The 14904-nt window shown below is 50.0% G+C and carries 10 protein-coding genes; 8 read left to right on the forward strand and 2 right to left on the reverse strand.

Going from position 1 to position 14904, the window contains the following annotated elements; all coding sequences use genetic code 11:
• Positions 1 to 179: 179 nt before the first annotated feature.
• Positions 180 to 848 carry a YafY family protein gene (locus KDK15_RS20805; RefSeq protein ID WP_257297318.1) on the reverse strand — a complete coding sequence of 223 codons (669 nt, stop codon included), beginning with the start codon at positions 846 to 848 and terminating at the stop codon, positions 180 to 182.
• Positions 849 to 1243: 395 nt separating this feature from the next.
• Between KDK15_RS20805 and KDK15_RS20810 the strand changes: the two genes are divergently transcribed.
• From KDK15_RS20810 to KDK15_RS20845, 8 genes are all read left to right on the forward strand, one after another.
• The gene (locus KDK15_RS20810; RefSeq protein WP_257297319.1) at positions 1244 to 4798 is read left to right on the forward strand and encodes a helicase-related protein; all 3555 of its coding nucleotides are present in this window, start codon (positions 1244 to 1246) and stop codon (positions 4796 to 4798) included.
• Positions 4795 to 6177 (forward strand): AAA family ATPase, encoded by a 1383-nt coding sequence (locus tag KDK15_RS20815; RefSeq protein ID WP_257297320.1) that lies wholly within the window; start codon positions 4795 to 4797, stop codon positions 6175 to 6177. The genes KDK15_RS20810 and KDK15_RS20815 overlap by 4 nt, the downstream gene beginning before the upstream one ends.
• On the forward strand, positions 6164 to 6331 hold the full coding sequence (locus KDK15_RS20820) for a hypothetical protein (protein WP_257297321.1): 168 nt from the start codon (positions 6164 to 6166) through the stop codon (positions 6329 to 6331). Before KDK15_RS20815 ends, KDK15_RS20820 begins: the two co-directional genes overlap by 14 nt.
• Positions 6303 to 6638, forward strand: a complete 336-nt coding sequence (locus KDK15_RS20825) for a hypothetical protein (protein WP_257297322.1) — start codon at positions 6303 to 6305, stop codon at positions 6636 to 6638. Before KDK15_RS20820 ends, KDK15_RS20825 begins: the two co-directional genes overlap by 29 nt.
• A gap of 72 nt (positions 6639 to 6710) precedes the next feature.
• Positions 6711 to 9605 (forward strand): DUF1156 domain-containing protein, encoded by a 2895-nt coding sequence (locus KDK15_RS20830; protein ID WP_257297323.1) that lies wholly within the window; start codon positions 6711 to 6713, stop codon positions 9603 to 9605.
• A gap of 9 nt (positions 9606 to 9614) precedes the next feature.
• Complete coding sequence (locus KDK15_RS20835) at positions 9615 to 10667, forward strand: ATP/GTP-binding protein (RefSeq protein ID WP_257297324.1); 1053 nt, start codon at positions 9615 to 9617, stop codon at positions 10665 to 10667.
• Positions 10668 to 10669: 2 nt separating this feature from the next.
• A complete protein-coding gene (locus tag KDK15_RS20840; protein ID WP_257297325.1) occupies positions 10670 to 11179 on the forward strand; it encodes a hypothetical protein in 510 nt (169 codons plus the stop codon).
• Between the two features lie 7 nt (positions 11180 to 11186).
• Positions 11187 to 14057: an ATP-binding protein gene (locus KDK15_RS20845; RefSeq protein WP_257297326.1), complete on the forward strand. Its 2871-nt coding sequence runs from the start codon at positions 11187 to 11189 to the stop codon at positions 14055 to 14057.
• A 55-nt stretch (positions 14058 to 14112) separates the two neighbouring features.
• Here KDK15_RS20845 and KDK15_RS20850 read toward each other — a convergent pair whose 3' ends face one another.
• Positions 14113 to 14415, reverse strand: a complete 303-nt coding sequence (locus KDK15_RS20850; protein ID WP_257297327.1) for a hypothetical protein — start codon at positions 14413 to 14415, stop codon at positions 14113 to 14115.
• Positions 14416 to 14904 lie beyond the last annotated feature (489 nt).

A 14904-nucleotide genomic window follows, 5' to 3' on the forward strand; every position in this document is an offset into this window, starting at 1 on the left:
CAATACTATTATTTAAAAAATGAATAAATGACGTACTCTCTTCACTTTTTAAAAAGTGGGTGTCCTTTTTATTAGTTTAAAAAGTGGGTGTCCTTTTTATTAGTTTTTAAAGTGGGTGTCCTTTTTATTAGTTTTTAAAGTGGGTGTCCTTTTTATTTCTTTTAAAGTGGGTGTCCTTTTTATTCTCTTTTATTCTGCAACCGAGGCCCTTGTTGAGCCAGTCCCAAGGGCATGACGGTTTTTTCTTTTACCTCTCCACCAGCATTTCTGTAGGTAATATCCAGGCAGTAGTTGTTGTAGAGAGCACAGCTGACTTCATTAAATACATCCGGTTGTAACTCGGGAGGCAACAATGGCTGTGCTTCAGGTGCCACCACCACCTTGGATAACCACTGAATCTCCTTGGCGGGGTCCTGGGCATGGCTGATATTTCGGTTGGCTTCCTCAAAAAAGCCAGACATGGAATCCATCAAACTGCTGGGCAACAAGTTCTTCAATGTCTTGTGCGCCATCTGCAGGATCAGCGATTCCTGAATACTCAGGGCGTTCACGGTGAAGCCTACCGCCTGCTGGCTCCACCGGTAGCCATAAGGCTTACTGCGGTTATTCATATCAATGGGGAAATGACTGCTCTCCACCAGAGACTTCATATGTCGTTGAATGGTGTGGATATCCCGGTCCAATCCAATCTCGGCCAGCTGTTGTTTCAACTGCTGTGCAGTAATCCACCAGCTTTTGGGGATGCGCTTCAGTAACTCAATGATGAGAATGGTGGTTTCCAGAGAAGATTGTCGTTTATTCATATTCTTGTCAGACTCTGCAAAACAGGTGTAGCATAGAAAGCTCACTTCATCGCCCTTCGGCAACACTTTCCCGTTTCAGAATCCCATCATAAAACACCCCTGCGACGAGTTGTGTCGCATGCAAACCAAAAATTGAAATTTTTTTTAGATTTTTACTTCGACAAGACACGACTATCGCCTTACACCTTACATGCGTACAATATCTGGTTAACTCAAAATCCCCACTGAGCTATCTGGCCCCATGCTCCCCTGCGTCAATAAAAGTCAACGGTAACAGCCACGGGCGGTAGCGTCTCTTTTTTCTTGCTCAACGTCCAAAAGCGTTAAAGCCTGTGAAAATCTTATGCACATGATGCTTTGCGGCCAGCAAATTCAGGAGGTGGGAACAACATTTATTTCCGACTGACCATCCAGTGCACTGACCAAAAGGGATAAGCTACATGCTGAAGCTGGAAGACATAAAAAAAGATGCACAGGTTCGAGGCATCGCCTCCGATCAAGTCGTAAGAATCGTTCAGGTCGAACCTGTTGGTGATGCGGCCATCACCGTTTATTACAAAGACAGTCAGGGCACCCTCGGCGAGCGCATGCTGTTTCGCTCCGATGAAGCCTCGCTGACCCTTGCCAAAGAAGGTCGCCCCTGGGCATTTGATGCGCCAGGTGCCGAGTTCAAACTGGGGCTGGAAGCCTATCGTATTAATCAGTCAGCACTGTTTGATCCGATGATGGCAGTACACACTTCAAATGTCGAACCACTGCCTCACCAGATTTCCGCCGTGTATGAGTCCATGCTGCCCCGTCAGCCGCTTCGTTATGTTTTGGCGGATGATCCTGGTGCGGGTAAAACCATTATGGCTGGCTTGCTGATTCGGGAATTGCTGATGCGAGCCGATGCCAAGCGCATACTGGTTGTCTCCCCCGGCTCCCTGACCGAACAGTGGCAGGACGAATTGCTGGAAAAGTTCGGTGTCCAGTTCGATATCTTCAGCCGGGAGAAACAGGAACAGTGTGCCAGCGGTAACTACTTTGATGAAAGCAACCAACTCATCTGCCGACTCGATCAACTCTCCCGCAACGAAGACTATCAGGAAAAACTGAAAAACACCGAGTGGGACCTGATCATCGTCGATGAGGCGCACAAACTCTCCGCCAATTACTTTGGCAACAAGGTCAACAAAACCAAACGCTTTCAATTGGGTGAATTGCTGGGTTCCATCACCCGACACTTCCTGCTGATGACCGCAACGCCTCACAACGGCAAAGAAGAAGATTTCCAGATCTGGCTATCCCTGCTGGATGGTGATCGCTTCTATGGCAAATTCCGGGAAGGTGCCCATAAGGTCGATGTTTCTGACATGATGCGCCGTATGGTGAAGGAAGAGTTGCTCAAGTTTGATGGCACACCACTCTTTCCGGAGCGCCGGGCGTACACCGCCAACTATGAACTGTCGTCTATAGAAGCGTCACTGTACGAACAGGTCACCACCTACGTTCGTGAAGAGATGAACCGTGCTGACAAGTTGGATGGCAAAAAGAAAAACACCATCGGTTTTGCCTTAACCCAGCTGCAGCGTCGTTTGGCATCCAGCCCGGAGGCGATCTACCAGTCACTAAAGCGTCGTCGTAAACGCCTTGAGGACCGTCTGGCGGAAACCAAATTGCTGGCTCGTGGCCAATCGGCTCAAGTGATTGCCGAGACGTTGGGTGAATACAACGTCAAAAAATCCATTGTCACTCCAGAAAACTTTGATGAGTTAGACGAAGAACTCAGCGCCGAAGAGTACGAACTCTATGCCGAGCAGGTAGTGGATCAGGCCACAGCCTCTGCCACCATTCCCGAGCTGGAAGCGGAAATCCTGATTCTGAAAGACCTGGAGCAACAGGCCTGTTCATTGGTGCAGTCCGACAGCGACAAAAAGTGGGAAGAACTTTCGCACCTGTTGCAAGACAAGCCGGAAATGTTCACCGCCGGTGGCAACCGTCGCAAGCTGATTATCTTTACCGAACATAAGGACACCCTTAATTACCTGGTCGCCAAAATCGGCGGAATGATCGGCAACCCCAACGCCGTTCGCACGATCTATGGCGGTACCAACCGGGATGAGCGGCGCAAAATTCAGGAAGAGTTCCGCAACGATCCGGAAGTGATCGTTTTGATCGCTACCGATGCCGCTGGCGAAGGGGTGAACCTGCAAAACGCCAACCTGATGGTCAACTACGACCTGCCCTGGAACCCTAACCGACTGGAACAACGTTTTGGTCGAATTCACCGGATTGGCCAGACCGAAGTCTGCCATCTCTGGAATATCGTCGCTAACGAAACCCGGGAAGGTGAAGTCTTCCAGAAACTGTTCGACAAGATCGAAACCGAACGGGAAGCCCTGGGCGGAAAAGTGTTCGATGTGCTGGGTGAAGCATTCGACAACATCTCCCTGAAAGACCTGCTGGTAGAAGCCATTCGCTACGGTGAAGACCCGAAGATCAAAGCGAAGATGAACGAGGTCATCGAAGGGGCGCTGGATGCGGATCACATCAAAGAGATCATCCGCCGTAATGCCCTGGTGGAACAGCACATGAATCTGGAAGACCTCTATGCCGTTAAGGATGAGATGGATAAAGCCGAGGCCAGAAAACTGCAACCTTATTTTATCCGCGCCTTTTTCACCGAAGCCTTCCAGACATTAGGGGGTGAAATCCGCAGCCGTGAATCCGGGCGTTATGAAATTCGCCATGTGCCCGCCGCTATTCGTGAGCGTGATCGGGTCATCGGTGAAACCCGTACCCCGGTGTTAAAGAAATACGAGCGCATCTGTTTTGAAAAGCAGCATGTTCGGCTGACCGGCAAGCCGATGGCGGATTTGATTCATCCCATGCACCCGCTGATGCACGCCGCTACTGACCTGGTGTTGGAAGCCCATCGCTCAAAACTGAAACAGGGTGCGGTGCTGGTTGATCCAAACGACGATAGCCTGGAACCGAAGGTGCTGTTTATGGTGAACCACACCGTCAGGGAATCTGACCGTGATACCCGGGCAGCTTCACGACGATTGCAGTTTGTGGCCATTGATGAGCACGGCAAAGCCACCCATGCCGGTTGGGCTCCCCATCTTGATTTGCAGCCTATTGATGCCTGCTTGTCAGAAGAAGGGGAAAGTGACCACAGACTGGTGGGCGATATTCTGCAAGCCAGCTGGCTGACCAACAGCCTGGAAGCACTGGCCCTCGCTCATGCTTCTAATCAACTGGTTCCGGAACACTTCAATGAGGTCAAAGGCCGCCGGGAGCGCCAGGCCGATAAAGTGCTGGCTGCCGTTAATGAACGGCTGATTAAAGAGATCAACCACTGGACAGACCGCTACCTGAAGCTGCAGGACGATGTGGCCGCCGGTAAGCAACCTCGCCTTCAGCCGGAAATGGCAAAGCGCCGGGTGGAAGAACTCACTGCCCGGCTGGAGCAACGCAAGGTCGAATTGCTGGCACTGAAAAATGTGGTGTCCAGCACGCCTGTGGTGATCGGTGGTGCGCTGGTGATTCCTCAAGGGTTACTGGCTCATCGAAAAGGCGAAACACAGTTTTCTGTAGATGCAGCCAGCCGTGCCCGGGTTGAACAAGTGGCTATGCAGGCGGTGATGGATGCCGAACGTAAGCTTGGCCATGAAATCATGGATGTAAGCGCTGAAAAATGCGGATGGGATATTACTGCTCGCCCACCGGTTCACGCCGATGGTTCCATCTCACCGGATCGCCATATTGAAGTCAAAGGCCGTTCAAAAGGGCAGAGCACCATTACCGTTAGCCGTAACGAAATCATTTACGGACTGAACCAGTCGGACAAATTTATTCTGGCCATTGTGATTGTGGATGAAGAAAACCACGACGGCCCCTATTATGTAAAGTCGCCATTTAATCAGGAACCGGATTTTGGGGTAGCCAGTATTAACTACGATTTGCACGACCTTCTCAAAAAAGCGGTATCGCCAGAGGACAGTCTATGAAGCTGGATTCGATCACCATCAAAAACTTCCGCTGCTTTGATGAGCTAACCATTACCCTGCATCCAGAAATGACGGTATTGATTGCGCCCAATGGCTCAGGAAAAACCACCATTCTTGATGCCGCACGTATTGCCGTATGGCCTTTTGTAAAAGCGTTCGATTTGGGCAGTCAGGCTGGCAAGTCAGCCACCATCCAGATTGAAGATGTGCGCTTGATTAAAAGTGCTAAAAGTATGGAACCAACAGTTCCAGCGTTCGTTAAAGCCGCCGGAACCTGGGAAGATGACAAACTGCACCAGTGGTGTCAGGAACGGGAAAAACTCAAGCGAAATACCAACACCATCGGCGACCAGAGAACCAAAGACCTAACAAAACTGGGAAAAACACTGCAAAAAAAGGTTTGGGACCATCAACCGATCAATTTACCGTTGATTGTGTATTTGGGAACTGGGCGTTTGTGGTATCAGGGTCGCTATACCGGAGCCGTGGCGGATAAAAAAATTGATAGTTCAGTGCATTCTCGCCTTTGGGGCTATCAAAACTGCATTACTGCCACATCGAGCTACAAACAATTTGAAGATTGGTTTGCCTGGGTATTTAAAGGGTATCGGGAACAACAGATAGCCCAATTGAAAGACAGCTTGTACAGCTTTGATAAAGACGAATTTGATAAATTCAAAGCAGCCATTACGGTGGTACAAAAAGCAGTGAATTTGCTCACCGAAAAGGTCACGGGCTGGAAAAACCTGCAATACCTCGAAGGGCAGCAACAGCTCATCATGGAGCATGCTGAGCATGGCTTCCTGCCTCTGTCACTGTTAAGTGACGGATTACGTAACATGACGGTTATTGTTAGCGACATCGCCTTTCGCTGCATCAAGCTCAATCCGCATTTAGGTGAACAAGCCGCTGAAAAGACCCGGGGCATCGTCATGATCGATGAAGTGGATATGTTCCTGCACCCCGCCTGGCAACAACGGGTACTCGGCTCACTAAGAGAAGCTTTCCCGAACATCCAGTTTATCGTGACGACCCACAGCCCGCAGGTATTGAGTACAGTTCCAAAAGACTGTGTTCGTATTCTGGGTCAAAACAGCGATCATCAATCGGTTGCTCAAGAGCCGCTGTCGTTTACCTATGGGCAACCCAGCAGTGAGGTGATGCTCAGCGTTATGCACGTTGATCCGCAGCCGCCCATCGAAGAAAGAGACGATTTGCAACAGTTGACAGAATGGGTAGACCAGGGCGACTACGATGCCAAGCCAGTGAAGAAAAAGCTTAACGACTTAAAGCAGGCATTGGGCGCACAACACCCGCAACTGCAAAAAATTGAGCGCAGTATCCGCAGACAGGAGTTCTTAAAGCGTGCGGACGATTGATAAATCACAGGAAGGCTACCACCATCTGGACAAACCCCATGCCAACCCACCCGCCAACGCTGGGCAAGCAGAAACCCGGTGGCGGGCATTCGGGCATAAACGAGAACTGTCCGGTTTATTGAAGGATGAACAGTTCGGTTTGTGTGCATGCTGAGTATTTCACCTACGTATCGGATGGTCGGGTTGTGCCCAACAACAAACTGCCCGACATTGAGCAGGCAAACGCTCAATACACGATTGATGCGCTGAACCTGAATGCGGATTATCTGGTCACTGAGCGAGCAAAATGGATTGATGAAATCGATGAATGGATTGACGAACATATCCAGAAGGATATGTCGCTTCCTCATCTTGCCGCTGTCTACCTGTTACCACGCGATGGTCGGTTTGACCCATTTTTTTCAGCAGCTCGCCAGCGGTTTGGTCCCCTTGCTGAACAACTACCGAACGACGCGGACTGACGTTTTTCCCGAACAAACCCCTTACTGAATCTACCTTCCTGACCGGCTGAACAAGCCGCTTTAAGGCAACCTATGTCTGAATTTAAAATCCCCAAAAAACTGATTGAGGTGGCGTTGCCGCTGGATGATATTAATGCCGCCGCAGCCCGGGAGAAATCCATTCGCCACGGCCATCCTTCCACCCTGCATCTATGGTGGGCGCGTCGTCCTCTGGCGGCGGCTCGTGCGGTTATCTTTGCGCAAATGGTCAATGATCCAGGCTATCAGCGGGATATTGGTTACGGTGTTAATAAAAAAGAGGCGGAAGTTAAGCGGGAAAAATTGTTCCAGATTATTCGTGATCTGGTGAAGTGGGAAAACACCAATAATGAAGATGTGCTGAACCGTGCCCGGGAAGCCATTTGGGAGAGCTGGTGGGAAACCTGCCATCTGAACCGCAAGCATCCCCAGGCAGCCGAATTGTTTAACCCGGAAAAACTGCCCGCTTTTCATGATCCGTTTGCGGGTGGTGGTGCTATTCCATTGGAAGCTCAGCGTCTTGGGCTGGAAAGTTATGCCAGTGATCTGAATCCGGTAGCGGTGATGATTAACAAGGCGATGATTGAGATCCCGCTGAAATTTGCTGGTCAGCCACCGGTTGGGCCAAGAGTGCCTGGGGATAAACAATCACAACTGCATGAAGACTGGTCTGGGGCCAAAGGGTTGGCTGAGGATGTTCGTCGTTATGGTCACTGGATGCGGGAAGAAGCGTTTAAACGGATTGGGCATCTTTATCCAAAAGTGAAAATTACCGATGCAATGGTTTTAGATAGACCTGATTTGAAAGCCTATTTGGGGGAAGAACTGACGGTGATTGCCTGGTTATGGGCAAGGACGGTGAAAAGTCCAAACCCGGCGTTTAATCATGTGGATGTGCCTTTAGTTTCCAGCTTTGTGCTGTCCAGTAAAAAAGGAAAAGAAGCCTATGTCGATCCGATAGTTGAAGGCGACAGCTATCGTTTTGAGGTTCGCATGGGCACACCACCTGCTGATGCAAAAAATGGGACGAAAACAGCGCGAGGTGCAAACTTCACCTGCTTATTATCAGGAACTCCCATTCAGGGAAATCACATAAAACAACAAGGTAAGAGCGGAAATCTTTCAGCACGTTTAATGGCTATTGTTGCCGAAGGAAAAAAAGGGCGAATTTATTTACCTCCCTCAGAAACAATGGAGTCCCTTGCTGCTTCTGCTGAACCTGATTGGAAGCCAACATCCAACTTGCCTGATGATCCAAGAAATTTCTGGACATTAAGCTATGGGTTAGAGACCTATAGCGATCTTTTCACCCCACGCCAGCTGGTAGCACTCACCACCTTTTCTGATCTGGTACAGGAAGCCCGAAATAAGGCTATTGAAGATGCTAAATCTAAGGGTATGGCAGATGATGGTGTTTGGATTGTTGATGGTGGTCATGGGGCAACAACGTATGGGGACACTTTAGCGGTATATTTGGGGTTTGCAGTAAATAGGTCTGCAAACACACTTTGTACGATTGCCCGCTGGACAGCTGACAGACAGCAAACCGTTACTGCCTTCTCGAGACAAGCCATACCAATGACTTGGGATTTTCCCGAAGTTAATCCTTTCTCAAATGCTGCTGGCGACTATGCTGTCTCCGTTGCCGGTGTTATTAAAGGTATCCCTGATATCAACCAAAAAGAAGGAAGAGTGTATCAAGATGATGCTGCTATTCAGTCTGTCTCGATAAATAAAGTCATTTCTACAGACCCACCGTATTATGACAATATCGGGTACGCTGATTTGTCGGATTTTTTTTATGTATGGATGCGCCGTTCATTAAGAAATATTTATCCTGCTCTATTTTCCACAATGGCTGTTCCCAAAGCGGAGGAGTTAGTCGCTAACCCCTATCGTCATGGAACAAAAGAAGCGGCAGAAACCTTTTTCTTAACTGGTATGACAAAAGCCATACACAATATGGCTTTAAAAGGGCACCCAGGGTTCCCTGTTTCCATTTACTACGCGTTTAAGCAGTCAGAAACAAAAGAGGGAAGTACCTCCAGTACCGGTTGGGAGACATTTCTGGAAGCAGTTATACGAGCAGGGTTTTCTATCGATGGCACCTGGCCCATGCGAACGGAACTGGCTAACAGAATGATTGGTTCCGGTACCAATGCCTTGGCTTCCTCAGTAGTTCTGATCTGTAAAAAACGCCCAACACAAACAGAATCCATTTCCCGCCGCCAATTCCAACGCGAACTCCGTGAAGAAATGCCCGAAGCCCTGGAAGCCATGATCGGCGGCGAAACCGGCCAAACCCCAATCGCCCCGGTAGACCTGGCACAATCCGCCATCGGCCCCGGCATGGCCATCTTCTCCAAATACGAAGCAGTACTGAACCAGGATGGCAGCAAAATGAGCGTCCACGATGCGCTGATTCTGATTAACCGCGCCATTACCGAATACCTGAACCCGGACAGCGGCAACGTCGATGCCGACACCCTGTTCTGTGATAACTGGTTCAGCCAATACGGCTGGAGCGAAGGCACGTTTGGCGAAGCCGATACCCTGGCCCGGGCCAAAGGCACCTCAGTAGACGGTGTGCGGGATGCCGGTGTTGTCGAATCCGGTGGCGGCAAAGTGCGCCTGTTAAAATGGACCGAATACGCCGATGGCTGGGACCCAAGATCCGATGAACGCACCCCGATTTGGGAAGCCTGCCACCAGATGATCAAGGTGCTTAACCAGCAGGGCGAAACCGCTGCCGGTGCACTGCTGGCCCAAATGCCCGAAAAAGGCGAACCCATCCGCCAACTGGCTTACCACCTCTATACCCTGTGCGAACGAAAGAAATGGGCCAGCGATGCCCGCGCCTACAATGAACTGATTGGCGCCTGGCACGGTATTGTGGCAGCATCCCATGAGACCGGGCATAAAGGGACGCAGTTCGGTATGGACTTATAAGGGGGCACCATGATTAAGCAGATGACCATTAAAAATCTGACCGTTTTTCCCCAGGCCGATCTGACGTTCTCCACCGGGTTGAATGTCATTATTGGCGAAAATGGTTGTGGTAAGTCCCATCTTCTGAAATCGGCTTACAGTGTGATGGCGGCCAGCTTTGAAGAAGGCAGGAAGCCCACCTCCTCTGCTCCCAGTAAATCGGTGCTGCAAAAAGCCTATGCAGAAAAACTGTTTAATGTACTGCGCCCGGAAGCGTTGGGTCGCCTGGCCCGTCGCAAACTGGGGCGGGAACGCTGTGAAATGACGCTCGCTTTTGAGGATAAAAAACTGAATGTCAGTTTTGGTTTTGCCACCGCCAGCAAAAGTGAAGTGCAGGTTGCCAAACTGGCAAAGGCCTGGCAGCCAAAAGCTCCGGTATTTTTGCCGACACGGGAGTTGCTGACCCTCTACCCAGGCTTTGTTTCCATCTACGACAATCATTATCTGGAGTTTGATGAGACATACCGGGATGCCTGTTTATTGTTGGGGGCTCCGGCACTGAAAGGCCCGAGGGAGAAAAAAGCGGCCACTTTACTGAAGCCGCTGGAAGAGGCCATGGGTGGCAAGGTAATTCTGGACAACAATGGTCGTTTTTATCTGTCATTGCCGGGTCAGGGAAAAATGGAGATGACGCTGGTGGCAGAAGGTTTACGAAAACTGGCCATGCTCGCCCGGCTGATCGGTACCGGCTCCTTACTGGATAAGGGCTATCTGTTCTGGGATGAACCCGAAACCAACCTTAACCCGAAACTGATTCGCCTGATTGCCCGGGTGATTATGCAATTGTGTAAAGATGGCATTCAGATATTTATTGCGACCCACTCGTTGTTTTTACTTCGAGAACTGGAAGTACTGGCCAGCGAAAAAGGGTACAGCAAGGTTCCCCAGCGCTATTTTGCACTGGCCAGAGGCGATAATGGCGTTCACGTTGAGCAAGGTGATTCGGTAGAAGATTTGCAAACGCTGGTGGTTCTGGATGAAGAACTGGAACAGTCTGAACGTTATCTGACCGCTGGTGAATGACCATGGAGATAACAGAAGACAGGCTGACTTTTAGTTTCCCTGATGATCAAGGTCAGGCCAGTAAATACGACGACTGGTCTTTCTATCGTAATCAGCTGACCAATGCGTTTGGCAGTTCCAAAGCGATGGACATTATCTGGGTTGACAAGCAACAGACCTGGCTGATTGAGATTAAGGATTATCGAACAGATCGACGAACCAAACCCATGGACCTGGGTGAAGAACTAGCGCTGAAAGTACGTGATACCCTGGCAGGGTTGGTTGCTGCCAGGTGTAATGCCAATGATGCCGGTGAACGGCAGTTTGCTACTACCGCATTAAAGAAGAAACGCTTTCGGGTTGTTCTGCATCTGGAACAGCCCCGCAAACACTCCAAACTTTTCCCGCGAGCCATTGACCCGTCCAAGGTCAAGCTAAAACTGAAGCAGTGGCTCAAAGCGATTGATGCTCACCCATCGGTGGTGGACCAGCATTCGCTTACTCCCTCTATGGAATGGTCAGTTAAAGGATAGATAAACCATGAGTTTAAAACCATGGCGTGAGATTGCCCGCCCCCATCGGGACGTGCTGGAAGGCACGTTTAAACAGTCTGAATTTGCCGCAGATATCACCCAGGTGGCCACCGGGACGGCTCCAGCCGAATACCAGGATGCTGAGAAGTTTTTTGCCCGAACCTTTATTACTGAAGGGATGCGGTTGCTGTTGATCTCCGTCGCACAGCGCCTGGCCGGGCATGGCGGTGATCCGGTTATTCAGCTGCAAACCGCTTTTGGTGGTGGTAAAACCCATACCATGCTGGCGGTATTGCATCTTGCCCGCCGTAAAGTCAGCACCGATAAGCTGGAAGGCATTCCGCCATTGCTGGATGCTGCCGGTATCAGTGATTTGCCTTCTGCCAATATCGCAGTACTGGATGGTATTGCCCTGGAAGTAAGCCAGGGAAAAAAACACGGCGATATTACTGCCAACACATTGTGGGGCGAGATGGCCTGGCAACTGCTGGGCGAAGAAGGCTACAACATGGTGGCTGCCAGTGATCGGGATGGTACTGCCCCAGGCAAGGACGTACTGGCCGAACTGTTGCGCCGCTCTGCTCCCTGCGTCGTATTGATCGATGAGTTACAAAAGTTCTTCAGTGACCTGAAACCAGGTACCCAACTTAATGCGGGAACTTATGAATCCAACCTGAAATTTATTCAGGCGCTGACCGAAGCGTTCAAGGTGGTGCCCAATGCGATTCTGCTGGCATCTCTGCCCGAATCGGAAACCGAGGTGGGTGATACGTTTGGCCAGCGCACACTGGTCGCCCTGGAAAAACACTTTGGCCGGGTTGAGTCTGTCTGGAAACCAGTGGCAACGGAAGAAGCTTTTGAGATTGTTCGTCGTCGTCTGTTTGAACATGCTGGTGACCGGGCTCAGGTAGAAGGTATCAGTCGTCAGTTCTGTGATTTTTATCGCCAGAATGCCAAATACTTCCCGGTAGAAACCCAATCCAACGAATACTTTGAGCGCCTTTGTAGCTCGTATCCGATTCATCCGGAAATCTTTGACCGACTTTATGAAGACTGGTCAACACTGGATAAATTCCAGCGTACCCGTGGTGTGCTGCAGTATATGGCGGTGATTATCCATCGGCTGTGGAACGATAATAATCAGGATTCACTGATTATGCCCGGCTCCTTGCCGCTGAATGACAGTATTGTCCGGAATAAAAGCATTCACTACCTGCCTCAAGGCTGGGAGCCGGTTATTGAACGGGAAGTGGATGGTCCTCGTTCACAGCCTCACTCGCTGGATGGTGACGATACCCGTTTTGGCAGTGTGCAGGCAGCCCACCGCACCATGAGAACCATCTTCCTTGGCAGCGCTCCTGCGGCCCGTGAGCAGATTAATAAAGGCATTCAGGTCGAGCGGATTCTGTTGGGTTCTGCCCAGCCGGAACAGACCATCGGTGTGTTTGAAGATGTGCTGAAACGCCTGCGGGATAAACTCCACTATCTCTATGCAGATAATGATCGTTTCTGGCTCGATACCAAGCCTAACCTGCGTCGTGAAATGGAGAGCCGGAAACAGAACATTACCAAACCGGCTTTGCAGGATGAATTAAGCCGCCGGGTTAGCAATAGTTTTGGTCGGCAGCATATGTTCTCAGGTATTCATGTATTTACTTCATCCAGTGATGTGCCCGATGACTATGGCAACGGACCACGGCTGGTGGTACTGGCACCGGGTGATGGTTACTCGAAAGCTGAGCCTCGTTCAGCAACAGAAGCCGCTGGCAACATTCTGCAGAATCGTGGCGACCAACCTCGTCAGAAACGAAACCGTCTGCTTTTCCTGGCACCGGATGCGGATACGGTTGGTCGTTTGTCGGATGCCTGCCGTACCTATTTGGCCTGGAAAGAGATTGTTGGCGATATTGCTGACGAGAAGTTAAATCTTGATAGCTTCCAGGCCAGCCAGGCGAAAAAGAATGCTACCGGCGCTGAAAGCCACTTGCAGCAGGTGGTAAGAGAAGCCTATAAGTGGCTGCTGTGCCCAACGCAGTTTAAGGCAACGGAGCAAAAAGTCGATTGGGAGACGGTTGCCATCTCTACCAATGCGCCCAACCTGGTGCAGGAGATCGAAAACAAACTTCGGGAAGAAGAGTGGATAACCTCTGAGTGGTCTCCGGTACACCTGCAACGCCTGCTTGAGCAGTGGTATTTCAAAGAGGATGTGAAGGAAGTCAGTGCTCTGAAGGTTTATCAGGACACTTGCCATTATCTGTATCTGCCACGGCTGATTAATGACAATGTTTTCAAAGAGACTATTTCTCAGGGCATTAATAGCGTCGATTTTTTTGCCTATGCTGCCGGTAAGGATGGTGACCGATATCTTGGACTGAGTTTTGGTGATGGTGGTCTGGTTGGGATTGATAGCGCAAGCATACTGATCGAAAGAGAAACCGCGGTTGAGTACCTTGAAGCTATCAGGCGGGCTGAAGAAGAGAGAGCAAGACAGACAGGAACCGGTGGCTCGGGGACCGACACTGGCACAGGTGCGGGTTCTACCACTGGTACTGGCACCGGAACGGGTACTACTACCGGGACAGGCACCGGAACTGGCACAGGTTCAGGAGATGGAGGTGGGAGTATCGATCCAGTACAGCTACCCAAAAACTTCTTCCATGGAACGATTGATCTTGACCCGGTAAAAGCCAAGATGGATTTTGTCAGCGTCGTTGATGAGATTATCCAGCAGTTTACGTCCAAAATTGGTGTGGATGTTAGAATCACTGTGGATATTGAATCCACGGCACAAGAAGGGTTTGATGAAGCTCTGCAGCGTACGATTAAAGAGAACTGCGGTGTGCTGAAGTTCAGTAATGCTGAGTTTGAGTCGAATTAATCAGACTTTTCGATTGCCCTGTCTGAATAGACGGGGCTTCTCCATTTAATCGGAGTTAAAGCCAGTGTTCAGGGATCTTCAGCTCGTAGTTTTTTGCGACTACGTTTAATAGCTTGAGAATTTCCTGATGCCTGGCCTGATCGTAGGGCTGGTTGTTCTTTTTCTGCTCAACGATTTGTTGCAGCTGGTCCAGGTCGTACATGCCCAGGCGGTAGAAGTTGAACCAGGATGGGATGCCGAACAGGTTATAGATGGTCTCGGTGCCATCCCGTTCGCTCGCAAGGCGCCGTTCACCGACTAACTTTTGTTCGGCAGATTCGCCTTCTGTGCGGGTGTCATAGGTGTTTAACAGTTTCATGCAATTGGACAGATTCTGATATAGAGAATAAGGATTATGACTGGATGGAAACAGTAATAACAGTTGTACTATAGATCAACATATTGACTTGCAATCCTTCTGTTACTTTCTATTGCCATGTGATAGAAATCAATCACGAATATTTACCCTGACCTTTAGGCACATTCATGGACTTTGACTTAGACACGTACCCAAGTGTCAAACTCCTTGCTCAGCAGCTGGAGAAGGTATCTGGCAAGCCTGCCTTGATCACGATGGACGCGTCAATTGGTGATACGGTGTCTACTCACACCACTGCAAGAGAGGCAGGGTAGACATTAAAGAATTCATAGCAGAAAACCAGTGACTGTACTCCGCTTGCTTGAAATTCTCACCGGGCGGTAGTCTTCCGGGCACTCCGCCAGGTCTTTGAACTTCTCCTCTGGATTTTCTGACTCTGAAAATCCTGCACATCAGGGCGTGACCAACGTCGTATTTTCTGTGACTTTT

Origin of the sequence: Endozoicomonas sp. YOMI1, from assembly GCF_024606345.1 — a bacterium.
Lineage (GTDB): Bacteria > Pseudomonadota > Gammaproteobacteria > Pseudomonadales > Endozoicomonadaceae > Endozoicomonas.

Bases quoted from the DNA above. Each gene is read 5' to 3' on its own strand.
- KDK15_RS20810 (WP_257297319.1), top strand. From the start codon at position 1,244: ATGCTGAAGCTGGAAGACATAAAAAAAGATGCACAGGTTCGAGGCATC.
- KDK15_RS20815 (WP_257297320.1), top strand. From the start codon at position 4,795: ATGAAGCTGGATTCGATCACCATCAAAAACTTCCGCTGCTTTGATGAG.
- KDK15_RS20825 (WP_257297322.1), top strand. From the start codon at position 6,303: ATGAACAGTTCGGTTTGTGTGCATGCTGAGTATTTCACCTACGTATCG.
- KDK15_RS20830 (WP_257297323.1), top strand. From the start codon at position 6,711: ATGTCTGAATTTAAAATCCCCAAAAAACTGATTGAGGTGGCGTTGCCG.
- KDK15_RS20835 (WP_257297324.1), top strand. From the start codon at position 9,615: ATGATTAAGCAGATGACCATTAAAAATCTGACCGTTTTTCCCCAGGCC.
- KDK15_RS20840 (WP_257297325.1), top strand. From the start codon at position 10,670: ATGGAGATAACAGAAGACAGGCTGACTTTTAGTTTCCCTGATGATCAA.
- KDK15_RS20845 (WP_257297326.1), top strand. From the start codon at position 11,187: ATGAGTTTAAAACCATGGCGTGAGATTGCCCGCCCCCATCGGGACGTG.
- KDK15_RS20850 (WP_257297327.1), bottom strand. From the start codon at position 14,415: ATGAAACTGTTAAACACCTATGACACCCGCACAGAAGGCGAATCTGCC.